Annotated in this window: 24 protein-coding genes; 10 read left to right on the top strand and 14 right to left on the bottom strand. The window is 65.7% G+C overall.

What is annotated here, in order from left to right:
- The 3 genes from VL973_RS05815 to VL973_RS05805 all read right to left on the bottom strand — a co-directional run.
- The coding region (locus VL973_RS05815) for a protein-disulfide reductase DsbD domain-containing protein (RefSeq protein ID WP_325283087.1) at positions 1-331 on the bottom strand (331 nt) is incomplete at its 3' end.
- A gap of 157 nt (positions 332-488) precedes the next feature.
- Positions 489-1,511, bottom strand: a complete 1,023-nt coding sequence (locus tag VL973_RS05810) for a ferritin-like domain-containing protein (RefSeq protein ID WP_325283086.1) — start codon at positions 1,509-1,511, stop codon at positions 489-491.
- 16 nt (positions 1,512-1,527) lie between these two features.
- Entirely contained in the window at positions 1,528-2,490 is a 963-nt protein-coding gene (locus VL973_RS05805; protein ID WP_325283085.1) for a ferritin-like domain-containing protein, read from the bottom strand.
- 179 nt (positions 2,491-2,669) lie between these two features.
- Between VL973_RS05805 and VL973_RS05800 the strand changes: the two genes are divergently transcribed.
- Positions 2,670-3,413: a Crp/Fnr family transcriptional regulator gene (locus VL973_RS05800; protein WP_325283084.1), complete on the top strand. Its 744-nt coding sequence runs from the start codon at positions 2,670-2,672 to the stop codon at positions 3,411-3,413.
- Positions 3,414-3,416: 3 nt separating this feature from the next.
- On the opposite strand, the gene VL973_RS05795 is transcribed toward VL973_RS05800, so the two are convergent.
- The 6 genes from VL973_RS05795 to eno all read right to left on the bottom strand — a co-directional run bounded on the left by VL973_RS05795 (position 3,417) and on the right by eno (position 9,570).
- Entirely contained in the window at positions 3,417-4,154 is a 738-nt protein-coding gene (locus tag VL973_RS05795; protein WP_325283083.1) for an anti-sigma factor, read from the bottom strand.
- On the bottom strand, positions 4,144-4,749 hold the full coding sequence (locus VL973_RS05790; RefSeq protein ID WP_325283082.1) for a sigma-70 family RNA polymerase sigma factor: 606 nt from the start codon (positions 4,747-4,749) through the stop codon (positions 4,144-4,146). The genes VL973_RS05795 and VL973_RS05790 overlap by 11 nt, the downstream gene beginning before the upstream one ends.
- Before the next feature lie 22 nt (positions 4,750-4,771).
- Complete coding sequence (gene secA / locus VL973_RS05785) at positions 4,772-7,501, bottom strand: preprotein translocase subunit SecA (protein WP_325283081.1); 2,730 nt, start codon at positions 7,499-7,501, stop codon at positions 4,772-4,774.
- A 111-nt stretch (positions 7,502-7,612) separates the two neighbouring features.
- Positions 7,613-7,876: a hypothetical protein gene (locus VL973_RS05780; RefSeq protein ID WP_325283080.1), complete on the bottom strand. Its 264-nt coding sequence runs from the start codon at positions 7,874-7,876 to the stop codon at positions 7,613-7,615.
- Positions 7,877-7,923: 47 nt separating this feature from the next.
- The gene (locus VL973_RS05775) at positions 7,924-8,211 is read right to left on the bottom strand and encodes an FtsB family cell division protein (RefSeq protein WP_325283079.1); all 288 of its coding nucleotides are present in this window, start codon (positions 8,209-8,211) and stop codon (positions 7,924-7,926) included.
- Between the two features lie 78 nt (positions 8,212-8,289).
- Positions 8,290-9,570 carry a phosphopyruvate hydratase gene (gene eno, locus VL973_RS05770; protein ID WP_325283078.1) on the bottom strand — a complete coding sequence of 427 codons (1,281 nt, stop codon included), beginning with the start codon at positions 9,568-9,570 and terminating at the stop codon, positions 8,290-8,292.
- 146 nt (positions 9,571-9,716) lie between these two features.
- Between eno and VL973_RS05765 the strand changes: the two genes are divergently transcribed.
- The 6 genes from VL973_RS05765 (at position 9,717) to VL973_RS05740 (ending at position 12,529) form a co-directional block, all read left to right on the top strand.
- Positions 9,717-10,253 (top strand): hypothetical protein, encoded by a 537-nt coding sequence (locus VL973_RS05765; RefSeq protein WP_325283077.1) that lies wholly within the window; start codon positions 9,717-9,719, stop codon positions 10,251-10,253.
- A 20-nt stretch (positions 10,254-10,273) separates the two neighbouring features.
- Complete coding sequence (locus tag VL973_RS05760) at positions 10,274-10,624, top strand: phage holin family protein (RefSeq protein ID WP_325283076.1); 351 nt, start codon at positions 10,274-10,276, stop codon at positions 10,622-10,624.
- Entirely contained in the window at positions 10,624-10,944 is a 321-nt protein-coding gene (locus VL973_RS05755; protein ID WP_325283075.1) for a hypothetical protein, read from the top strand. The genes VL973_RS05760 and VL973_RS05755 overlap by 1 nt, the downstream gene beginning before the upstream one ends.
- Positions 10,941-11,366 carry a hypothetical protein gene (locus VL973_RS05750; RefSeq protein ID WP_325283074.1) on the top strand — a complete coding sequence of 142 codons (426 nt, stop codon included), beginning with the start codon at positions 10,941-10,943 and terminating at the stop codon, positions 11,364-11,366. Before VL973_RS05755 ends, VL973_RS05750 begins: the two co-directional genes overlap by 4 nt.
- Before the next feature lie 109 nt (positions 11,367-11,475).
- Positions 11,476-11,706, top strand: a complete 231-nt coding sequence (locus tag VL973_RS05745; protein ID WP_325283073.1) for a DUF4170 domain-containing protein — start codon at positions 11,476-11,478, stop codon at positions 11,704-11,706.
- Positions 11,707-11,767: 61 nt separating this feature from the next.
- Positions 11,768-12,529 (top strand): helix-turn-helix domain-containing protein, encoded by a 762-nt coding sequence (locus VL973_RS05740; RefSeq protein WP_325283072.1) that lies wholly within the window; start codon positions 11,768-11,770, stop codon positions 12,527-12,529.
- Positions 12,530-12,568: 39 nt separating this feature from the next.
- Here the strand turns inward: VL973_RS05740 and pheT are convergent, their stop codons facing one another.
- Together pheT and pheS are read right to left on the bottom strand one after the other, a co-directional pair.
- On the bottom strand, positions 12,569-14,935 hold the full coding sequence (pheT, locus tag VL973_RS05735) for a phenylalanine--tRNA ligase subunit beta (RefSeq protein ID WP_325283071.1): 2,367 nt from the start codon (positions 14,933-14,935) through the stop codon (positions 12,569-12,571).
- Positions 14,936-14,960: 25 nt separating this feature from the next.
- Entirely contained in the window at positions 14,961-16,040 is a 1,080-nt protein-coding gene (gene pheS, locus VL973_RS05730) for a phenylalanine--tRNA ligase subunit alpha (RefSeq protein ID WP_325283070.1), read from the bottom strand.
- A 119-nt stretch (positions 16,041-16,159) separates the two neighbouring features.
- Here pheS and VL973_RS05725 point away from each other — a divergent pair, with 119 nt between their 5' ends.
- Entirely contained in the window at positions 16,160-17,155 is a 996-nt protein-coding gene (locus VL973_RS05725; RefSeq protein ID WP_325283069.1) for a quinone-dependent dihydroorotate dehydrogenase, read from the top strand.
- On the opposite strand, the gene VL973_RS05720 is transcribed toward VL973_RS05725, so the two are convergent.
- Genes VL973_RS05720 through hppD form a run of 3 tightly spaced genes read right to left on the bottom strand, consistent with a single transcriptional unit; the run spans position 17,145 to position 19,928 of the window.
- The gene (locus VL973_RS05720; RefSeq protein WP_325283068.1) at positions 17,145-17,516 is read right to left on the bottom strand and encodes a Rieske (2Fe-2S) protein; all 372 of its coding nucleotides are present in this window, start codon (positions 17,514-17,516) and stop codon (positions 17,145-17,147) included. The genes VL973_RS05725 and VL973_RS05720 overlap by 11 nt on opposite strands.
- A complete protein-coding gene (gene hmgA / locus VL973_RS05715) occupies positions 17,513-18,808 on the bottom strand; it encodes a homogentisate 1,2-dioxygenase (RefSeq protein WP_325283067.1) in 1,296 nt (431 codons plus the stop codon). The genes VL973_RS05720 and hmgA overlap by 4 nt, the downstream gene beginning before the upstream one ends.
- Positions 18,809-18,860: 52 nt before the next feature.
- The gene (gene hppD / locus VL973_RS05710) at positions 18,861-19,928 is read right to left on the bottom strand and encodes a 4-hydroxyphenylpyruvate dioxygenase (protein WP_325283066.1); all 1,068 of its coding nucleotides are present in this window, start codon (positions 19,926-19,928) and stop codon (positions 18,861-18,863) included.
- Positions 19,929-20,070: 142 nt separating this feature from the next.
- On the opposite strand from hppD, the gene VL973_RS05705 reads away from it, so the two are divergent.
- Positions 20,071-20,580 carry a superoxide dismutase family protein gene (locus VL973_RS05705; RefSeq protein ID WP_325283065.1) on the top strand — a complete coding sequence of 170 codons (510 nt, stop codon included), beginning with the start codon at positions 20,071-20,073 and terminating at the stop codon, positions 20,578-20,580.
- A gap of 327 nt (positions 20,581-20,907) precedes the next feature.
- Positions 20,908-21,530 (top strand): DUF6597 domain-containing transcriptional factor (locus VL973_RS05700; protein WP_325283064.1); only part of this gene is annotated, 623 nt, incomplete at its 3' end.

Below are 21,530 nucleotides of genomic sequence, written 5' to 3'. Positions count from 1 at the left end.
GCTGTGTATAAGGCCCCTCATATACGTAATTCATCAGCCCGCCGATCAGCAGCCGGTGAGGAACCGGGTATTCCAGTTCGCCCGCCATCAACCCATCGGGCAAATCCCATTTGAGCGTCGTCTGAATCCCCGCATCGCCGGGGTTCTTCCAGTAACCGTGCCAGCCCGGCTCCGGCCGCGATACCAGCGCCAGCGTCACGTCGCTCCCGGCAGCGGGCGTGTCCGTCTCCGCAACCAGCGACATGGCGATGTGGCGTGGTTGCGGCGCCAGTTGCGCGGCGGCGGGCGCCGGGTAACTCAGCAGGATGAGCGAGAGGATAAGGCGGACCATGACCGCATCCTTATCCGAGCACGGCGGCCCATGCCATGCCGCCCCAAGGGGCAGGTAGCCCCGAAACACGAAGCCCGCCCTTCGCAACGAGCGCGAAGGGCGGGCCGAGTTGACGCCGCACAAGGGGGGCAGATGCAGCGTCGCCCAACGCAGCCAGTTACGCGGCCGCGCTGGTCCGGATGTTGCCGTTCAGGCCGGCGGGGAAGAACCCGCCCTGCGAGACGGCCTGACCGTTCAGGTAAACGATGTTCAGCACCTGGCCCGGCGTGCGGCTGAACGCGATACCGCTCGAATCGGTCGGCACGATGTTCGATACCGTCGTATCGCCGCTGCCCGATGGGCGGATGCCCTGATCAAGATCGCTCGCCGATCCGTCCAGGGTGTCGCGTGCGTTCGAAATCGCCTCGGTCGCATCGATCAGCGCCGGCGTGACCAGCCCCTTGCGATACAGCACCGTGCGAACCAGACCGGCATGATAGGCCTCCGCCGCATGAATGCCCGCCGCCGCTTCGAGGAAGGTCCTGTTCTCGATGAACGAAACCGCGCCCTTGTAGGCGGTGACGCCGACATCCTCGAAAATGAATGCCGACAGCAGGAAGTTTTCGTCATTGGCATAGGGATCGAACATCTCGCCCTCGCCAATCAGCCCGGCTGCGCGTGCTGCGGTCGAAAACGATCCCGTCGCCATGTTGCCGATGTCGATCGACGGCATCGCCACGCGTGCCGTGCCCAGCGCTTCGCGCAGGAACAGCACATGCTGGCGCTCGTCCTCGGCGATTTCACGGGCATAGGCAGCGACCAGCGGGTCGGTGAAGTTCACCCGACGTCCGCCCGTCACGGTGCCTTGCGTGCCGGTGCCGGTCATCTGATCGGCGGCCAGCCCCGCACCCGTCGCGGCGAAAAGATAGAATTGCGCTTCGAGATATTCGAGCTGCAGCGCAAAGTTGAGCACATCCGCTTCGGTCGGCGCCGCCGACGTCGGTGACGGCGTGGGGGTGGGCGACGGGGTCGGTTGCGGCACGACCGTGATATCGTCGCCGCTGTCGTCGCACGCCGCCAAAAGGCTGGCGCCGGCGACGGCGACGGTGGTGGTGCCCGCCATCTTCAGCATCGCTCGGCGGCTTTCACGGCGCGTCTCGCCCCGCGTCAGAATGTCGAGGATCAGGTCCTGATTACGCATGATCGCCTCCCTTTCCTCAATTTGCCGCGCTGGTGCGGATGGTGCCGTTGACGCCGTTGGGGAAGAAACCGCCCCGGTCGGTCGCCATATTGTTCAGATAGGCGACATTCAGCGTCTGTCCGGCCGAACGGCTGAACGCGATGCCGTTTTCATCCAGCGGCGCGATGTTGGACACCGTGCTGTCGCCCGTGCCCGACGGGCGTACGCCCTGATCCAGGTCATCCGTGCCGTCCAGGCTGTCGCGCGCATCCGAAATCGCTTCGGTCGCGTCGATCAGCGCAGGCGTCTCGATCCCCTTGGCATAAAGCGTCGTCCGAACGATCGCGGCGTGATAGGCTTCAACCGCGAGGATGCCCGCCGCCGCTTCCAGGAACGTCTTTGACGTCAGCAGCGGCGCCGCGCCCTTATAGGCCGTGACGCCCAGATCTTCGAAAATGAATGCCGCGAGCAGGAAGTTCTCGTCATTGGCATAGGGGTCGAACGTCTCCCCCGCGCCGATCAGTCCGGCTGCGCGCGCCGCCGCTGAAAAGGCGGTATCTGGGCCGACGCCGATGTCGATCGTCGGCTGCGCGACAAACGTGGTGCCGAGCGCGTTGCGAAGGAAGATGACGTGCTGGCGCTCATCCTCCGCGATTTCGCGGGCATAGGCCGCGACCGCCGGATCGGTGAACGCCACCCGGCGCCCGCCGGTCGCGGTGCCAACGGTGCCCGCACCGCCGGTCAGCGTGGCGGGAAGCCCTTCACCGGTTGCGGCATAGAGATAGAACTGCGCCTCCAGATACTCGAGGTTCAGCGCAAAATTCAGGATGTCACCGTCGCTGGGCGCGGTCTGCGCGATAAGCGGCGACGTGCGGGTCGCCACAGCCGCGCCGCCGGCAATGACCGCCGCCGCACCCATCGCCCGAAAGAAGTCACGCCGCCCTTCGCGACGGTTCGAACGCTCGTCCAGCGCCTCGATCATATCGAGCCTCGCCTCCATGCAGACCTCCCATCCTTGATGTGTTGGTGCCGGAGCTACTCATGGCGCGCACAAAGGGTTGCGGATGCCGCACCATTGGTCCGTTCCCGCACATATTCTTGGCGCGCGTCCCGTCACATCGCATCCATTTGGCGATGGAGAGCGAAGCTATACCGGGCACAATTTGCACGCGAGGAACGATGCTTCGCAGAAACGAAACGGCCTTCCAGGCGAAGGCGACGAATGCGGTCAACATCTTGTTGGCGGCGATCCCGCGCGATGAGGCCGCGCCACTGCTTGACCATGCCGAGCGGTTTTCGTTGACCAGCGGCGAATGGGCCAGCGACAGCGGGCGGGTGCCGATGCTGTGGCTACCGGAAACCGCCGTCTTGTCCTTTGGCGAGGAAATGGGCGGCCGCTTTGTCGAATGCGGCATTGTCGGGCGCGAAGGCGTGGTGGGATGGGAGCCGCTGACTGGCCTTGCGCCGACCCGGCATCCGGTCGGCGTGCTGGTCGGCGGCACCGCGCTGGCCGTCCCCGCCGACCGCGTGGCGCCGGTGTGCGACGGGCGCCCTCGCCTCGCGGCGACGCTGCTGCGTTACCGGGAGACCTTGGTGTCGCAATTGCGCTCGACCGTCGCCGCGCGGTTGCAGCTGCGGCCCGATGGGCGGCTGGCGCGGTGGCTGTGCATGTTGCACGACCGGGTGGAAGGCGACACGCTGGACATCACCCATTTACGGCTGGCGGCATTTCTGAACGCACGCCGTGCCAGCATCACCGATTGCCTGCATCTGCTGGAAGGCGAGCGCGTGATCCGCTGCACGCGCGGCAAGATTTTCGTGCGCGACCGCGCCGCGCTCGAAGCGGCAGCGGGGGCAGGCTATGGTCAGGCGGAGGCGGTCCACCGTTCCCTGATCGGCCCGTTCGGCAAAGGGCGTTGCTGAACCCTAAAGCCGGGTGATGCGCGCCGTGCCCAGAATGTCGCCGCTGGGCGCGGCGTGCGGTGCCCCTTCACGTGGCTCCAGCGTCAGCGCCAGCGTCGCGCCATCGACCAGCAATCCGCCGCGCGATCCATCCAGCGCGACCCGGCTCTCGCCTTCACGCGCAATCAGACCCAGCGATACCGGCGCGCCACCGGCGGGGATAACCCACAATTCGGGTTCGCCCGTGCCGTCGGGAATGTCCGTTGCGCGCACGCGCAACTGCCCATCGGTGTCGAGACGGATGGCAAGCATCGACGCCCCTTCCCCATCGTTGAGCTGCGCGACCAATGTCTCGGCGGGCGCGGGCGCGGGCGCCTGAACCACCTGCGGCTCCGGCGCGGGCAGCGGTTGCGGGTCGGGTCGCGTAATCAGAACCAGCGCCAGTGCGGCGGCAACGGTGCCGAACAGCCCGGTCGCCACCTTCCATGGCAGCACCGTTCCCGGACGATCGTCATTCGCCGCCGGCGCAACCGGCAGTCGCGCCTCGATCCGGGGCCATAGCGACGGGTCGGGCGCCACATCGGCGATCTCGTCGTAAAGCGGGGCCAGCCGACGCTCCCATGCAAGAACAGCGGCGTCGAACGCGGGATCGGCGGCGCGCCGCGCCTCGGCCTGCGTCCGCTCGCCCACCGGCAGCAGGCCCAGCACCAGTTCAGCGGCCAGCAGGTCCATATCTTCGGGAATGGGCGGGTTACTCGCCATCGATGCACCGCCGCAGCCGTTCCAGCCCGCGCCGGATCCAGCTCTTCATCGTGCCGAGCGGCACCGTCGCCCGCTCGGCCAGTTCGGCATAGGTGAAGCCGTCGAAAAATGCCGAGCGAATGAACTGGCGCTGATGCTCTTCCAATTCGCCCATGCACGCCGCAAGCTGCATTCGTTCGTCGTGACCGCGTATCATTTCATCGGAAGCTACGTCGTCACTCGCCAACTGGATCAACGTGTCGGGGTCTTCCGCCCGCCGGTCGCGCGCGCGGCGAATGTCGATGGCGCTGTTGCGCGCGATCGTCGCCATCCAGGTGATCGGGCTGGCCCGGTCGCGATCGAAACTGGCGGCGCGCTTCCATATCTTGAGATAGACTTCTTGAAGCACATCCTCGGCCGCTTCCCGGTCGTGCAGCACGCGCAGCACGATGCCGAACAGCTTGGCCGATGTGCGGTCATAGACCCGCGCCAACGCCGCGCGATCACCCGACCCCACCAGGGCCAGATCGTCGCTCAACCGCCCGCGTGCTGCCTCCGCCCCGGTCATGCCCTCTCCCACATCAACGCGGCGACGATAGCCGCCCGCGTCGTGCATGGGAAGGGCATTGACCGCATCGTCACGCGTTCAGCGCGCCGTGGCAGTGCTTGTATTTGCGGCCCGACCCGCATGGGCATGGCGAATTGCGACTGACCCGCCCCTCCCAGCTTGCCGGATCGTCGCCCAGCGCCTCGCCGGTCGGCTGCGGAATCTGGAACGGCGGAACCACCCCGGCCGAGCCATCCTGGTCATAGGTGTCGTCCTCGCCGGTCAGCGGGTCGAAATGGTGCGTCAGGAAATCGGGCAGTTCAGGCAAGGAGGGCGGTGCCTGCATCTGGAACTGGGCATAGGCAAAGGTGCGCGTTACATCGTCACGGATGCTCGCCAGCATCCGTTCGAACAGCCCGAATGCCTCCTGCTTATATTCGTTGATCGGCGTCTTTTGGGCATAAGCGCGCAGGTGGATGACCTGACGCAGCGCGTCGAGCATCGCCAAATGCTCTTTCCAGTGATGGTCCAGATTCTGGAGCAGGATCGACTTTTCGATACCCGCCCAGGTTTCGGGATCCAGGTCCTTTGCCTTTTCGTCGATCAACCGGTCAGCGGCCTCGCGGATGCGCGTTTCGATGTCTTCGGCCTCAAGCCCGTCCTGCGCGGTGATCCACTGGTCGACCGGCGCGTCGACGTTCAGGGTTTCGGCGGCGCGCGCCTTCAACCCCTCGATATCCCACTGCTCGGGATAGCTGCCCGGCGGCACCGCGTCGCCGACCATCGCGTTGACCGTTTCGGCGCGCATGTCGGCCACGACATCGCCCACCGTCTCGGCATCCATGATGTCGGCGCGCTGTTCGTAGATCACCTTGCGCTGGTCGTTCATGACGTTGTCATATTCGACCACCTGCTTGCGGATGTCGTAATTGCGCGCCTCGACCTTTTTCTGCGCGGTCTCGATCGCCTTGGTCAGCCATTTGCTGCCGATCGCCTCGCCATCGCCAATGTTCGATCGCATCATCTTGGCGAACATCGTGTCCGGCCCGAAAATCCGCAGCAGGTCGTCGTCAAGGCTCAAATAGAAGCGGCTGAGACCCGGATCGCCCTGACGCCCCGAGCGGCCGCGCAGCTGGTTGTCGATGCGGCGGCTTTCGTGCCGCTCGGTCCCCAACACGAACAGGCCGCCGGCGGCCAGCACCTGCTGGCGCTCGGCCTCGATCTCCTCGCGGATTAGGGCAATCGCGGCGTCGCGCTCCGGTCCCTCGGGCATTTCGGCCAGTTCGTCGGCGACCCGGAAATCCAGATTGCCGCCCAGTTTGATGTCGGTGCCGCGCCCGGCCATGTTGGTGGCGATCGTCACCGCGCCCAATCGGCCAGCCTGCGCCACGATATGCGCTTCCATCTCGTGATAGCGCGCATTCAGCACCTTGTGCGGCACGCCTTCCTTTTCGAGATATTCGCTCAGCAGTTCCGACTTTTCGATCGAAACGGTGCCGACCAGCACCGGCTGACCCTTTTCGGCCTGTTCCTTGATACCCTTGGCGATCGCGATGAACTTGTCCTGCATCGTCTTGTAGAACTGGTCCTCCTCATCAACGCGCTGGACCGGCACATTGGTGGGGATCGACACGACGTTCATCTTGTAGATGTCGAAAAACTCGGCCGCCTCGGTTGCGGCGGTGCCGGTCATGCCCGACAGCTTTGGATACATGCGGAAATAATTCTGGAAGGTGATCGACGCCAGCGTCTGGTTCTCCGGCTCGATCGTCACGCCTTCCTTGGCCTCGACTGCCTGGTGCAGACCGTCGGACCAGCGGCGACCATCCATCATCCGGCCGGTAAACTCGTCGATGATGACGACCTTGCCTTCCTTCACAATGTAATCGATGTCGCGCTTGAACATCGCATTGGCGCGCAGCGACTGGTTCAGGTGGTGAACCACCTGCGTATTCTCGAAATCATACAGGTTCGCGCCCTGGAGCAGCCCGGCGGCCTCCAGCAGCCGTTCCGCCCGCTCGGTGCCGTCCTCGGTCAGGACGATCGACTTCTGCTTTTCGTCCTTTTCGTAATCGTCGGACGTCAACTGCTTCACGATCGCATCGACGCCCAGATACAGATCGGACTTGTCGTCGGTCGGGCCGGAGATGATGAGCGGGGTGCGCGCCTCGTCGATCAGGATCGAATCGACCTCATCGACGATCGCGAACGAGAACGGTCGCTGCACCATCGACGCGCGCTCATACTTCATGTTGTCGCGCAGATAGTCGAAGCCGAACTCGTTGTTCGTGCCGTAAGTGATGTCGGCGGCATAGGCATCGCGGCGTTCGTGATCGGCCAGATTGGGAACGATCACGCCAGTGGTCAGGCCCAGAAAGCCGTAAACCCGCCCCATCTCGTCGGCGTCACGGCGCGCGAGATAGTCGTTGACGGTGATGACGTGCACACCCTCGCCCGACAGCGCGTTGAGATAGGTCGCCAGCGTCGCCACCAGCGTCTTGCCCTCACCCGTCCGCATCTCCGCGATTTCGCCCCGGTGCAGCACGATGCCGCCGACCATCTGCACGTCGAAATGGCGCATTCCCAGAACCCGCTTCGACGCTTCCCGGACGGTCGCGAACGCTTCGGGCAACAAGTCGTCCAGCTTTTCGCCATTGGCCAGCCGGTCGCGAAACCGCACCGTCTGCTGCTTCAGCGCATCGTCGTCCAGCGCCTGGATGCTCGGCTCGAAATCGTTGATCCTGGCAACGATGCTGCCCAGCGATTTGACGTAGCGATCGTTTGAGGAACCGAAAAAGGTCTTTGCAAGGCCGCCGAACATGGGAAATCCTGTCTATGCAATGGCCGCCGCCGGCTGCGTCATGGCGCACGAACGGGGCGTAACGAAATGGGGAAATACGGTCGGTTCGCGCGGACGCGCGCGGCTTCGGCGCTATTCCCGGCGGCGCGCAGGCATCCGGTTGAGCGGCGTTGCGATCAACGCCAGTGGCTGACCCGCGACGATGCGCGGTGCGACCGGATCGGGGCGCAACGTGGCAACAATGCGCGATGCCTCGATCGTGGAGGCCGCGACCTGTCTCGCCACCTGCACCGCCGCCGACACTGCCGGGCGGCTGGCGCGCGCTTCATCGACGCCACCCAGCGAAAGCCCGGTGATCGCCGCAAGCAGCGCATAGAGGATCGGCAACAGGTTCACGCGCCCCATCTATGCGGCCAACCGCCCCACGTCCACCGTCCAGCGCGTCAGTTCAGCGGAACGATGATCTCATCGGGATGCGCGACGTTCAGTTCACGGCGCACCAGTTCATCGACCATGTCGGGATTGGCGCCACGCTTGGGATCGAGCAGCGCGACCTGGTTGCGAAGCGCCGCGCGCTGCTTGTCGAGCTGTGCGTATTCGGCCTCTCGGATCGCATGGGCGCGCGTATATTCGCGATAGCGCAGCAGTCCGTTCGGACCCATCACCGCATAATAGCCGAAAAAGCCCATGAAAATGATCGCAAGCGCGGGGATGCCGGCGCTTTGCAACATGGGTGTCAGACGGTTTTTCGGCGGCGTTCGCATCGGTCGCTAATATCGACGCGAACACCGCCACAATCAAGCGCGATTTCAGGCGTTTCGCAGGACGCTCAGACCGGCGTAGCGCGCGACATCGCCCAGTTCCTCCTCGATGCGGAGCAACTGGTTATATTTGGCCAACCGGTCCGAACGCGCCAGGCTGCCGGTCTTGATCTGACCGCAATTGGTGGCGACCGCCAGATCGGCGATCGTGGCGTCCTCGGTCTCGCCCGAACGGTGCGACATGACCGCGGTGTAGCCCGCACGGTTCGCCATGCTGACCGCCTCCAACGTCTCGGTCAGCGTGCCGATCTGGTTGACCTTGACCAGCAGCGAATTGGCAAGCCCGCGCTTGATGCCATCGGCCAGCCGCTCAGGGTTCGTCACGAACAGGTCGTCGCCGACCAGTTGCACCCGGTCCCCCAGCAGGTCGGTCAGCGCCTTCCAGCCCTCGAAATCATCCTCGCTCATGCCGTCCTCGACCGACAGGATCGGGTAACGGTCGCAAAGATCACCCAGATATGCCGCCATTTCGTGCGGCGACAGGACGCGGCCCTCGCCGTCCAGATGATAGGCACCGTCCTTGAAGAACTCGGTCGCGGCGCAGTCCAGCGCCAGCATCACATCCTCGCCGGGGCGGTATCCAGCCTTTTCGACCGACTGCATGATGAAGTCGAGCGCGTCGGTCGCGCTGCCGATGTTCGGCGCAAAACCGCCCTCGTCACCGACGGAGGTGTTCAGCCCCTTGTCCGACAGCGCCTTTTTCAGCGTGTGGAAAATCTCCGCACCGCACCGCACTGCCTCGCTCAGGCTCTCGGCGCCGACCGGCATCACCATGAATTCCTGAAAATCGATTGGGTTGTCGGCATGGGCACCGCCATTCACGATGTTCATCATCGGCACCGGCAGCGTCAGCGCGCCGACCCCGCCGACATAGCGATACAGCGGCAGCCCGCGGGCATCCGCCGCCGCCTTGGCCACCGCCAGGCTGACGCCAAGGATGGCATTGGCGCCGATGCGGCCCTTGTTCGCGGTGCCGTCCAGCTCGATCATCGCCTGATCGACATCGGCCTGATCCTCGGCATCCATGCCCAGCACGGCTTCGGCGATTTCGCTGTTCACCGCCTCGACCGCTTCGCTCACGCCCTTGCCCATCCAGCGCGACTTGTCGCCGTCGCGGCGCACGACCGCCTCATGCGCGCCGGTCGAGGCGCCCGAGGGCACCGCCGCCCGGCCAAAGCTGCCATCCTCCAGCAGGACATCGACCTCAACGGTCGGGTTGCCTCGGCTGTCGAGGATCTGGCGGGCGTGAAGGTCGATGATTGCGGTCACGTAACGGTCTCCCTAATCTGGGTGCGCGCGGATCGGCGCTGCCCTTAATGGCTTCGTTGCCGGGGCGCAAACGGCGCATCGGAAACAATTGCATGGAACTCGCGGCCAGCGCTGCGGTTGTTCGGCAAACGACGGAGGGATTTCAAATGACGGACCAGAACCACCCCGGCACCACGCCACCGCCCGCGCCTCAGACCAGCTTCGAGCCGGCAGCCCCGCTCGCCAGCGACGCAGGTGCCGTGAACTTTGAACCGGCAGCGTCGGCGGATGCCTCGCGTTCGACCAAGGACACGATCAAGGCCGAGGCAGGCAAGCTCGGCACCCAGGCCGCTGAAAAGGCCCGCAGCTTCGCCGGTGATGGCAAGAGCAAGGCGACCGGCGCGATCAACGAATTCGCCAGGATGGTCGAGGATGCCGCCGGGCAGGTCGATGAAAAGCTGGGCGCGCAATATGGCGATTACGCTCGCTCGGCGGCGCAGTCGCTGGGCGGCTTCGCGTCGCAGCTCGATCAGAAGGACATTGACGAACTGCTTGAGGATGTTCGCGGTTTCGTTCGCAAAAGCCCCGCCATGGCAATCGGCACTGCTGCCGCGCTCGGCTTCGTGCTGGCACGCGTGCTGAAGGCAGGTGTCGGGCCGAACGACACCCCGACCGCGGGCCCCACGCCGACCAGCACCACCTGATCGGCGTGGAGCAACAGGGGATGGAACAGCACCGCATCGACCCGCCCGGCATTGCCGCACTGGCGGCCCAGACGGTCAACGACGCCAAGCGGTGGCTTGGCGCGGAGACCGCATATTACAAGTCGCTGGCGGGCGAACGCGGCGTCGATGCCGGGATCGGCACGGCGCTCGCGCTCGCCGCGCTGTTGCTGGTGCAGGCGGTTGTAATTGCGCTGATGGTGGGCCTGATCCTGACGCTCGCTCCGGCGATCGGCGCGGGCTGGGCCACGCTGCTCGTGGTGGCCATCGGCCTGATCGTTGCGGCGATCATCGCCATGATCGGAGTCGGACGGTTGCGTCGTGCCGCGCGTCCGCTGGGGAGTGACCGCTGATGGGATCGACACAGCATCGCCGGGAGGCCGACACCGCCCGCAGCGCCATGCTCGCGAACGCCAACCGGCTCAAGCAGCGCCTGTCCCCCTCCACGCTGATGAACGATGCGGCGCAAACCGCGCAGCAAAAGGCGTTGGCCGTCACGGAACAGGCGGTCGAAACCGCCCGCGCACGCCCGGCCCTCGCTGGCTCGATTGCGGGTGGCATTCTGCTGCTGCTGGCCCGCAAGCCGCTGGGACGGCTGTTCTGTCGCAAGCGCGCCGAACGCCCCGACCCCGAAATTACCGACCTCGAATTGGCCGAAGGACATCCATCATGACCGAAGCACAAAACGCCACTCTGACCCAACGCACACGTGAAGCCGCGACCCATGCTGTCGACACCACGCGCGACGCCGCGACCCATGCGATCGACACGACGCGCGACACCGCGTCAAAAGCCGCGCACAAGGCCGCTGACGGGATCGAGTCCAACCCGCTTGCCGCCCTGATCGGCGGCGCGGCGCTGGGCGTCGCGATCGGCGCGCTGCTGCCGCGCACCGAAAAGGAACGCCAGACGCTTGGCCCCATCGGCAAGCGCCTGACCGACAGTGCCGCCGCCGCCGCACGCAGTGCACGAGACGCTGGCAAGCAGGAGATCGAATCGCTGATGCCCGACAAGCAGGGTGCCAAGGACCGCGCCGCCGCGTTGCTTGGCAATGTGGCAAAGGCCGCGCGCGACGGAGCCAAGACGACGGCCTGAACGCCGGACGCATGAAGCGGCCTTGAGGATTTGGCGCAGTGCGCTATGCGCTGGCCCCTCAAGGCCCGCTTGCCCAGGCGGGCGTTCCACAGCACCGGGATCCTGGCGAATGAGCAAGCTTCACCTCGTCTTCGGCGGCCGCGTGAGCGACCCGATGACCCTCGACTTCACCGACCTGTCGGCCATCGACATGGTTGGCGTGTTTCCCGATTACGCCAGCGCCGAAAAGGCGTGGCGCGCCGCCGCGCAGCGCACGGTGGACGATGCCGAAATGAAATATGTGGTGGTGCACCTGCACCGCCTGCTCGAACCCGACCCCGCGCTGAACCGCGGCGCGTAAGAGCGGCCCTACAAGGATTTTGGGGTAGTTCGCGGGCTGCCCCACCGCCTAGCTTGCCGGGATGCAGATGCCTCTCGCCCGCAGCCTCGACAGCCTGACCGAAAAGGAGCGGCAGACGCTGCGTCTGATCGTGAAAGGGCATGACGCCAAGTCGGTCGCGCGATCACTGAACCTGTCGGTCCACACAATCAACGAACGGCTGCGCGGGGCGCGACGAAAACTCTCGGTGTCCAGCAGTCGCGAAGCCGCGCGACTGCTGCTCGAGGCCGAAGCCGCCGCTGGCAACAATTCCCTTGTAGACCAGGGAATGGGGGAAGCCTTCCCGACCAACGCCACCGATGACGTCATGGCGCCGAACGGCGGCGCAACGGGGGCCACCCGCCCCCGAACTCGCATCGGAGTGCTGTTGATGTCAGCCACGCTCGGCCTTCTGGCCATATTCGGATCGACCCTTGCCACCGCGCCGGTCGCGATACCGACGCAGCAATCACCGACCGATCAGGCGGTCGTCGATTTCGCACGACAATGGCTCGCGCTGGTCGACCGGGACGACTGGTCGGCAAGCTACAGCCAGACCGGCGCGGCGTTCCGGGACCAGAATACGCAGGCCATCTGGGCGTCAACGTCGGACGCAATGCGCGCGCGGTTCGGCAGGCTGGTGTCGCGCAGCTTCCTGTCGCAACAGGACTTGCCCGCCCCGCCCGCCGGCTATCAGGTCGTCAAGTTCAACGCACGCTATGCGAACAAGGCCGATGCCGTCGAAACGGTGACGCTTGAGCGTCAGGACGGCGCGTGGCGCGTCGTCGGCGTCATGATCGAATGATCCGCGCGATGCCGGTCGGTTCGGCCGACCGGCATCGCTTCACCCCCGCAACACCGCGCCCAGCTTGCCCGCCGCCGCGACCACCTTGTCGGCCACCGCCTTCAACTCGGCATCGGTAAAGCTCTTTTCGCCCGGCTGCATCACGACTTCGACCGCCAGGCTTTTCTGCCCCTCGCCAACGCTTGCGCCGGTGAACTGGTCGAACACGCGCGCATCGACGATCGCCGCCTTGTCGGCGCCTCGCACTGCCCGCACCAGTTGATCCGCAGCCAGCCCGACGGGCACGACAAATGCAAAGTCACGGCGCACCGCCTGCAACGCGGGTGGCGCAAAGGCCGGACGCATGAAGCCGCTGGCCCGTCGCGCGGGGATCGCGTCCGGGTAAAGCTCGACCGCCGCGACCGGGCCGCTCAGGTCGAATGCCTGCGCCACCAGCGGATGCACCATGCCGAATGTCGCCAGCACCGTTTTCGGCCCCAGCCGCAGCGTGCCCGACTGGCCGGGATGCCACGCATCGCCCGCCTCGCCCATCACGCTGATGTTGCCGACCGGCGCGCCCGCCGCTTCCAGCAGCGCCAGCGCCTCGCCCTTGGCGTCATAGGCGTCGAAGGGCTGTGCCTTGCCGCCCAGCCACTCGCGCGGCGACCGCTCGCCCGCCAGCAGCACCGCCAGCGTCGCGCGCTCGCCATCGGCCAGATAGCGGCGACCGATCTCAAACAGCCGCACGCTCGTCGCCCCGCGGCTCAGGTTGCGCTGCGCCGCCGCCAGCAATCCGGGCAGCAGCGACGGGCGCATCACTTTCATGTCCTCGCTGATCGGATTGGCCAGCGTCCATGCGCCGCCACCGAACACCGCGGCGTGCTTTTCCGAAATGAAGCTCCACGTCACCGCCTCGTTCAGCCCGCGTGCAGCGGCAGCGCGGCGCAGGCGGCGCTCGGTGCGCTGCTCCGGCGTCGCGGTGGGTCGCGCCACACCCTCGGCGCGCGGCAGCGGGGTGGACGGGACGTTGTCCAGCCCCTCGATGCGGATCACTTCCTCGACCAGATCGGAGGGGCCGTCGACATCGCGACGCCATGTCGGCGGCGTTACCTGCCAGTCGTCACTGACGGCAAAGCCCAGCGCCATCAGGATCGCCCGCTGCCGATCGGGCGCGATCGCCAACCCACCCAGCGTCTCGGCAAGCGACGGGTCATAGGCAAAGCGCGCCATCTCGACCGGCGGCTGTCCCGCGTGCGTCACGCTGCTGGCGCGCCCGCCGCACAGGTCCATCACCATGCGCGTTGCAATGGCGAGGCCGTCCTCAAGGAAGGCGGGGTCCACGCCCCGCTCGAACCGCGCACGCGCATCGCTGGTCAAATTCAGCCGCTGGCCGGTGCGCGCAATCGCCTCCGGCGTGAAATAGGCGCATTCGATCAGCACGTCGGTGGTGGCGTCGCTCACGCCCGACTCCTCACCGCCCATGATGCCGCCAATGTCGTGGACATGCGCGTCGTCGGCGATCACCGTCATCCCTGCATCCAGCGAATAGGTCTTGCCGTTCAGCGCCAGCACCTGCTCCCCCGCCCGCGCCGGACGCGCGACCAGCCCGCCCGACAGCTTGGCGCGGTCATAGACGTGCAGCGGGCGGCCCAGGTCGAACATCACATAATTGGTGATGTCGACCAACGCCGAAATCGGCTTCTGCCCGATCGCCTTCAACCGGCGCTGCATCCATTCGGGCGCGGTGCCATTGCTCACGCCCGACACATTCTGCGCGAAGAATGCGGGACAGCCGCCCTCGTCCTCGATCGAAACCGACGGTCCCTCCCCCTCGCCCGCGACCGGATCGACGGACAGCGGCTTCAGCGTGCCAAGACCGGCAGCGGCCAGGTCGCGGGCAATGCCGCGCACGCCCATGCAATCCTGACGGTTCGGCGTGATCGACACGTCGATGACCGGATCGTCCAGTCCGGCATAATCGGCAAAAGCGGTGCCGATCGCGGTGTCGGCGGGCAATTCGATGATGCCGTCATGATCGTCGCCCAGTTCCAGCTCGCGGCTGGAACACATCATGCCGTTCGATTCGACGCCGCGAATGGCCGACACGCGAAGCTGCATTCCGTTGGACGGCACCACCGCGCCGGGCGTGCCCAGCACCCCGACCAGCCCGGCGCGGGCGTTGGGCGCACCGCACACCACCTGCAACGGTGCGCCGTCGCCGGTTTCGACCGACAGGACCTGCAACTTGTCGGCCTGCGGATGGCGCTCGGCGGTCAGCACGCGTGCGACACGAAAGCCCGCCAGCCGCTCGGCCGGGTTCTCAACCCCTTCGACCTCAAGGCCGATGCGCGTCAGCGTCGTCAATATGATGTCGAGATCGGCCCCGGTGTCGAGGTGATCCTTCAGCCAGCTCAGCGTGAACTTCATGGATATGCTTTCCTGGGAATGTCGTTCAGGCCGAAACGCCGACGCCGCCCGACAGCGTCGGCACGTCGAGCGCGGCAAAGCCGTAATGGCGCAACCAGCGAAGGTCGCCGTTGAAGAACGGGCGCAGGTCGTCCATGCCGTATTTCAGCATTGCCAGCCGGTCGACGCCCGTGCCGAAGGCAAAGCCCTGCCACTCATTGGGGTCCAGCCCGCACGCCTCGATCACCTTGCGATGGACCATGCCGCTGCCCAGCACTTCCATCCAGCCCTCGGCTCCGCCGATCACGCGCTTTCCCTTGACGATCGAATAGCCGACATCGACCTCGACCGACGGTTCGGTGAACGGGAAATAGCTGGCGCGCAGCCGCAGCACGATGTCGTCGCGCTCGAAAAACGCCTTCAGAAACGTCTCCAGCGTCCATTTCAGGTGGCCAAGGGTAATGCCACGGTCGATGACCAGCCCCTCGATCTGGTGGAACATCGGCGTGTGGGTGGCATCGCTGTCGCTGCGATAGACCCTGCCCGGCGCGATGATGCGAATGGGGGGCTTGTCCTTAACCATCGTGCGGATCTGCACGGGGGACGTATGGGTGCGAAGCAGCATCCGCTTCCCCCCCTCATCGGGGAAATAGAAGGTGTCATGCATCGCCCGCGCCGGGTGCGTCTCAGGAATATTGAGCGCGGTGAAATTGTGCCAGTCGTCCTCGATCTCCGGCCCGGTCGCCACGGCAAAGCCCAGATCGGCGAAGATTTCGGCCAGCTCGTCCATCACCTGGCTGACCGGGTGCACCGTGCCCGCCGGCACGCCCGATGCTGGCAGCGTCATGTCCAGCGTCTCGTCCGCCAGCCGCGCGTCCAGCGCCGCGCGCTCCAGCGCCGCCTTGCGCGCGCCGATGGCGTTCGTCACCGCTTCGCGCAGGGCATGGATCGCCGGCCCCTCGACCTGACGTTGATCGGGCGTCATCGCGCCCAGCGATTTCAAAAGCGCGGTGATGCGCCCCTGCTTGCCCAGCGCCTCGACGCGGATCGTCTCGACCGCATCGGCGCTGTCGGCGGCGTCGACGCGCGCGATCAGGTCGGCCTGAAGTGTCTGAAGCTCGCTCATTTCAATTCCTGAATCGGCAAATGGATGCCCGTCCCCTCCCCGAAACCCGATGCGGCGCCGCAAATCAACCCGTGGCGACACTTTGACGCGAGGATAAGCCGCTGGCAGGGAGCATCGTCATGGCCGCTCCCTTCTATCGTCCCGCGCTGTTTGCGCTCGATCCCGAACAGGCGCACCGCCTGACCATCCGCGCGCTGGCCGCCTGGGGCAAGGCGGGCACGCCACTGTCCGCGCGGCCGCGGGGCAAGCCCGTGCGGATCGCGGGCCTCGATTTCCCCAACCCCGTTGGCCTCGCCGCCGGGGTGGACAAGGATGCGGAGGCGATTGACGGCTTTCTCGGTCTCGGCTTCGGCTTTGTCGAGGTCGGCACGCTCACCCCGCGCCCGCAGGCGGGCAATCCCAAACCCCGCCTGTTCCGGCTGGTCGAGGATGAGGGCGTCGTTAATCGCATGGGATTCAACAATGGCGGCATCGACGCTGCCCTGCCCCGCATCGCCGCCGCGCGCCGTCGCCATGGCATCGTCGGCATCAATGTCGGCGCAAACAAGGATTCGCACGATCGCGTGGCCGATTACGCGCATAGCGTCGCGCGCGCCGCGCCGCTGGCCGATTATGTGACGATCAACATCAGCTCCCCCAACACGCCGGGCCTGCGCGACCTGCAATCGCAACCGGCGCTGGGCGAGTTGCTTGCCGCCAGCGACGATGCGCGGCGCGCGGGGGGTGAGCGGGTGCCGCTGTTCCTGAAGATCGCACCCGATCTCGATACCGCCGCGCTCGATGTCGTCGCGCGCGCGGCGATCGATCACGGCATCGACGCGCTGATCGTGTCGAACACGACGATCACCCGCCCAGACAGCTTGCGCTCCCCCCATGCGGCTGAGGCAGGCGGCCTGTCGGGTAAGCCCCTGAAGCAACGCGCGCGGGAAATGCTGGGCGCAGCAATGGCGGCGACGGGCGGACAGATGCCGCTGATTTCCGCCGGCGGCATCGATTCGGCAGAGGAGGCGCAACGGCGGCTGGATGCGGGCGCCAGCCTGGTTCAGCTTTATTCGGCGCTGGTCTATCACGGCCCCGGTCTGGCCGCGCATATCGTGCGCGGCCTCAGACGGTAACGATCTGCCCGTCCTGCACCGTGACCGGCCACGGCGTCAGCCGCGTGCCGGGGCACGGCCCGCCCAGGCATTCGCCATCCTCCAGCCGGAAGATCGCGCCGTGCCAGCTGCACACGATGCGCGTGCCGTCGGGCGACAGATAATCGTCAAGCCGCTGCGCCAGCGGCACGCCCATGTGCGGACATCGATCGACATAACCGACCACGCCATCCCCCCGCCGCACGACAAACCCGTGAAAACGACCCGCGCGCAGTTTCAGCACGAAATTGCGCGTCGCCCCGTCGGCAATCGCCTCGACGGACGCCAGCGTCACGCCCGCCGGCGTCGCGAACACACGGCCATTCGCAGGCGCATCACTCATCCGGGCAGCTTCGCCTTGGGAAAGTCGCGCCACGCCGCGTCATAATCGGGCTGCGCCGTCGCCAGTGCGTGGGTCGTGGGGCGATACGGCCAGCAGCTTTCCAGCATGAACGCCATCGTGCCGTCGATCCGGTGCGGCTTCAGGTCAGCCGCGCTCGCCTTTTCCCACGTCGCCAAGTCGGGACCATGGCCCGCCATCAGATTGTGCAGGCTGATGCCGCCGGGCTGAAATCCGTCCGCCTTGGCGTCGTAAGCACCTTGGATCAGGCCCATCGCCTCCGACATGACGTTGCGGTGGAACCATGGCGGCCGGAACGTGCCCTCCGCCACCATCCAGCGCGGCGGAAAGATCACGAAATCGGCATTCGCACGCCCCGGCACATCGCTGGGTGAGGTCAGCACGGTGAAGATCGAAGGGTCGGGATGGTCGAAACTGACCGTGTTCATCGTGTTGAACCGCGACAGATCATATCGCCACGGGGCCAGATTGCCGTGCCACGCCACCACGTCCAGCGGACTGTGGTACAGCGTCGTGGTCCACAAAGACCCCAGGAACTTCTGCACCACCTTGACCGCCGCGTCCCGGTCCTCGAACCACGCGACCGGCGTCTCGAAATCGCGCGGGTTGGCCAGGCCGTTGGCGCCGATCGGCCCCAGATCGGGCAGGCGAAACAGGCTGCCGTGATTTTCAGCGACATAGCCGCGCGCCGTCCCATCGGGCAGCAGCGCGCGAAACCGCACGCCGCGTGGCACCAGCGCCACCTGCCCCGGTGCGACCTCGACCCGCCCCATTTCGGTCAACAGCACCAGCCGCCCCTGTTCGGGCAGGAACAGCATCTCGCCATCGGCATTCTGGAACACCCGCGCGTCCATGTCACGGTTGGCGGCATAGACATGCAGCGCCACACCCTCCAGGCTGGCGGGATCGCGATTGGCCATCATCGTGACCATCCCGTCGATCAGGTCGACCGGCGCTTCCGGCATCGGTTGCGGGTCCCAGCGCAGGCGATTGGGGGCCAGCGGCGCGTTGTCGGTCCCCGGCGCGAACTTCGCCGCGCCGTCATATCGCACGAACGGCGGATGCTCGGCAGTGGGGCGGAGGCGATACAGCCACGACCGGCGATTTTCATGCCGGGGCGCGGTAAATGCGGTGCCCGACAACTGTTCCGCATACAGGCCGAACGCGGGCCGCTGCGGGCTGTTGCGCCCCACCGGCAGCGCACCCGCCACCGCCTCGGTCGAGACATGATTGCCGAAACCGGGAATATATCGGGCACTGTCGTCCTGCTGCATCGTCTCTCTCCATCCGCCGGGCGTCGGACCCGGCAAAGCAGTGCCCCCGCGCTTAGCCGTCGACCGTAATCACGCCGCGCCGGATTTGATCCAGCTCGATCGATTCATAGAGTGCCTGAAAATTGCCGTTGCCGAAGCCTTCATTGCCCTTGCGCTGAATGATCTCGAAAAAGATCGGGCCGAACATGTTTTCGGTGAAGATCTGGAGCAGGATGCCCTCATCCCCCGTATCGCCGTCGATCAGGATGCGGTTCTTCTTCAGCCGGTCCAGGTCCTCGCCATGCCCCGGCACGCGCTTGTCGACCAGCTCGTAATACGTCTCGATGGTGTCCTGCAACCGCACGCCGCGTGCCCGCAGCTTCTCAACGGTTTCGTAGATATTGTCGGTGGTGAAGGCCAGGTGCTGGATACCCTCGCCATTATAATCGCGGATGAACTCCTCGATCTGGCTCTTGTCGTCCTGGCTTTCGTTCAACGGGATGCGGATCGCCTTGTCGGGCGCGATCATCGCCTGGCTGAACAGGCCGGTCGCCTTGCCCTTGATGTCGAAATATTTCTGCTCTTCAAAATTGAAGATGCGGTTGTAGAACTCTGCCCACACCCGCATCTGCCCCCGCCGGACATTGTGCGTCAGGTGGTCGAGCAGGTCGAGGCCGACCGAGTTCTCCCGCTCCGCTTCCTCGGCGCCGGGCACCGCGTTCCAGTCGTCATACAGGCTCCCGCGTGTGCCATGCCGGTCGATCAGATACAGCATCGACCCGCCGATCCCCTCCAGCGCATATCCGGTGCCCAGCGCCCCGCGCGATGCGTCCGCGGGCTTCGCCCCACGCGCAACCGCATTGTCGAATGCCGCCTTGGCGTCATCGACGCGAAACGCCATGCCCGCGGCCGACGGCCCATGCGCGCCATGGAAATCCGCCGCATGCCCGTCAGTCATGCGGTTGAGCAGCAGGTTGATGCGCCCCTGCTTGTATCGCACCACATCGCGGTTTGGGTGCGTCGATGCCGCGACAAAGCCCATCTGCTCGAGCTGGGCAGCCATGCGCGCCGGATCGGGCGAGGCGAACTCGCAAAACTCGAATCCGTCGAGGCCGAGCGGGTTCACGTCCATATGCGCCATGACAGCATCCTCCAGCGATGTGGTTTCAGTTGATACCACTATCGTTCGCGGTGCGGCGCGCGTCAAGCAGGGCTTGGAACCGCCACGTTTGCGAGGCATTGCGTGTTAAACGATGCAACAGGAGGATATGATGCGACTTTCGATGGCAACGACAGCGGTCGGCGCGCTCATGCTCGGCGCCTGCGCCATGACGGGTGCGGGCGGGGGCGGCGATCAGTCGGCGGTGGCCGATCTCATCACCGCCAATGGCCAATCGGTCGGACGCGCCACCGCGACCCAGATGGGCGACGGCATCCAGTTGATGGTCGAAGGGCGCAATATGCCACCCGGCGCACACGGGGCGCATGTCCATACCGTTGGCCGCTGCGATGCACCCACCTTTGAATCGGCGGGCGGGCACTGGAACCCGACCACGCGCAAGCATGGTCTGGAGAACCCCGCCGGGCCGCATGCCGGCGACGCGCCGAACCTCGATGTCGCCAGCGACGGCAGCGGCACGCTGACCTACACGCTGCCGGGCGGCACCTTTGACGGGCTGTTCGACGCGGACGGATCGGCGATGATGATCCATGCCGGCCCCGACGACATGATGACCGACCCGTCGGGCAACAGCGGCGGTCGGATTGCCTGCGGCATTTTCCGCCGCGCCTGATCGAAAGGATCGTTTCCGCACCGAGCGTGCTGCGCCACGGCTATTCGCGACGCCGGCGTAATTTTGTCATTTTCATACAAGACGAAGCAGCGCCGCCCGATTATCGGCGGCGCTGCGACCCAAGAGGTTCCTTCACAGGGGCTTCTTCTTTGGGCGGCCATTCTTTCGGGGATGGTCGCCCATTTTTGTCTGACCAAAGATAGTCGGGCAACACAAAGTCACAAATAACCCTTTTCGGTCACACTTCGATCAACCATATGTTTACCAATGAGGATTCGGTGTCCGGGGGACAAAGCACCGTTTCTTCCATGGGGGAAGTCGCGCCGAATGCACTTGGAGTTCTTGCCGCCACCCCCGTCGGTGGCGCATCTGGTGACGCTATTCTATCTGTATCGCAGTGACGACGCCTTGGTCGAAGGGGTGGAGCGCGCAGATGTCGGCCAGATCCGCTTCATGCTGAGCGGCACCGGCACGCTTCGGTTTCCGCAGGGCGATGTCGAACCCTCCTGCCCGGTGATGATAAACGGGCCGGGCACGGGTGCCGCGGCCTACCGTGTCGATGGGCCTTTCCACTGTTTCGGGATTGCGTTGCGGCCGGTCGGCTGGTGCTCGCTGATCGGCATTCCCGCGAACGAGCGCGCCGATCATGTCACCGATGGTCAGGCGCTGTTCGGTGAGGAAGCATCGCAATTGCTTGCCCGTTTCCGCGATCTGCAAACGCTGTCCGAAATGATGGCGCTTGCCGTGCCGTTCCTGGCCCGCCGTGCGCGCCCCGTGCCGCCCGAACATGTCCGGCTGTGCGAAGCGGTGCGACAATGGCTGACCGATAACCCAACGCCGCGCGTCCAGACGCTGTTCGACGCGATTCCGCTTTCGTCGCGACAGGTGGTGCGACTGGTGAACCAGTATTTCGGCGCGCCGCCCAAATTGCTCGAACGCAAGTTTCGCGC

Origin of the sequence: Sphingomonas sp., assembly GCF_035490575.1 — a bacterium.
Taxonomy (GTDB): domain Bacteria; phylum Pseudomonadota; class Alphaproteobacteria; order Sphingomonadales; family Sphingomonadaceae; genus Sphingomonas.
This window is presented reverse-complemented; position numbering and strand designations above follow the sequence as displayed.

Excerpts from the sequence above, each read along its gene's own strand:
- hppD (WP_325283066.1), bottom strand. The coding sequence starts at position 19,928 with ATGGCGCATATGGACGTGAACCCGCTCGGCCTCGACGGATTCGAGTTT.
- VL973_RS05745 (WP_325283073.1), top strand. The coding sequence starts at position 11,476 with ATGAGCAAGCTTCACCTCGTCTTCGGCGGCCGCGTGAGCGACCCGATG.
- VL973_RS05725 (WP_325283069.1), top strand. The coding sequence starts at position 16,160 with ATGGCCGCTCCCTTCTATCGTCCCGCGCTGTTTGCGCTCGATCCCGAA.
- VL973_RS05720 (WP_325283068.1), bottom strand. The coding sequence starts at position 17,516 with ATGAGTGATGCGCCTGCGAATGGCCGTGTGTTCGCGACGCCGGCGGGC.
- VL973_RS05755 (WP_325283075.1), top strand. The coding sequence starts at position 10,624 with ATGGGATCGACACAGCATCGCCGGGAGGCCGACACCGCCCGCAGCGCC.
- VL973_RS05795 (WP_325283083.1), bottom strand. The coding sequence starts at position 4,154 with ATGGCGAGTAACCCGCCCATTCCCGAAGATATGGACCTGCTGGCCGCT.
- VL973_RS05740 (WP_325283072.1), top strand. The coding sequence starts at position 11,768 with ATGCAGATGCCTCTCGCCCGCAGCCTCGACAGCCTGACCGAAAAGGAG.
- VL973_RS05800 (WP_325283084.1), top strand. The coding sequence starts at position 2,670 with ATGCTTCGCAGAAACGAAACGGCCTTCCAGGCGAAGGCGACGAATGCG.
- pheS (WP_325283070.1), bottom strand. The coding sequence starts at position 16,040 with ATGAGCGAGCTTCAGACACTTCAGGCCGACCTGATCGCGCGCGTCGAC.
- VL973_RS05810 (WP_325283086.1), bottom strand. The coding sequence starts at position 1,511 with ATGCGTAATCAGGACCTGATCCTCGACATTCTGACGCGGGGCGAGACG.
- hmgA (WP_325283067.1), bottom strand. The coding sequence starts at position 18,808 with ATGCAGCAGGACGACAGTGCCCGATATATTCCCGGTTTCGGCAATCAT.
- pheT (WP_325283071.1), bottom strand. The coding sequence starts at position 14,935 with ATGAAGTTCACGCTGAGCTGGCTGAAGGATCACCTCGACACCGGGGCC.
- VL973_RS05790 (WP_325283082.1), bottom strand. The coding sequence starts at position 4,749 with ATGCACGACGCGGGCGGCTATCGTCGCCGCGTTGATGTGGGAGAGGGC.
- VL973_RS05775 (WP_325283079.1), bottom strand. The coding sequence starts at position 8,211 with ATGTTGCAAAGCGCCGGCATCCCCGCGCTTGCGATCATTTTCATGGGC.
- VL973_RS05805 (WP_325283085.1), bottom strand. The coding sequence starts at position 2,490 with ATGGAGGCGAGGCTCGATATGATCGAGGCGCTGGACGAGCGTTCGAAC.
- VL973_RS05760 (WP_325283076.1), top strand. The coding sequence starts at position 10,274 with ATGGAACAGCACCGCATCGACCCGCCCGGCATTGCCGCACTGGCGGCC.
- VL973_RS05765 (WP_325283077.1), top strand. The coding sequence starts at position 9,717 with ATGACGGACCAGAACCACCCCGGCACCACGCCACCGCCCGCGCCTCAG.
- secA (WP_325283081.1), bottom strand. The coding sequence starts at position 7,501 with ATGTTCGGCGGCCTTGCAAAGACCTTTTTCGGTTCCTCAAACGATCGC.
- VL973_RS05750 (WP_325283074.1), top strand. The coding sequence starts at position 10,941 with ATGACCGAAGCACAAAACGCCACTCTGACCCAACGCACACGTGAAGCC.
- VL973_RS05705 (WP_325283065.1), top strand. The coding sequence starts at position 20,071 with ATGGCAACGACAGCGGTCGGCGCGCTCATGCTCGGCGCCTGCGCCATG.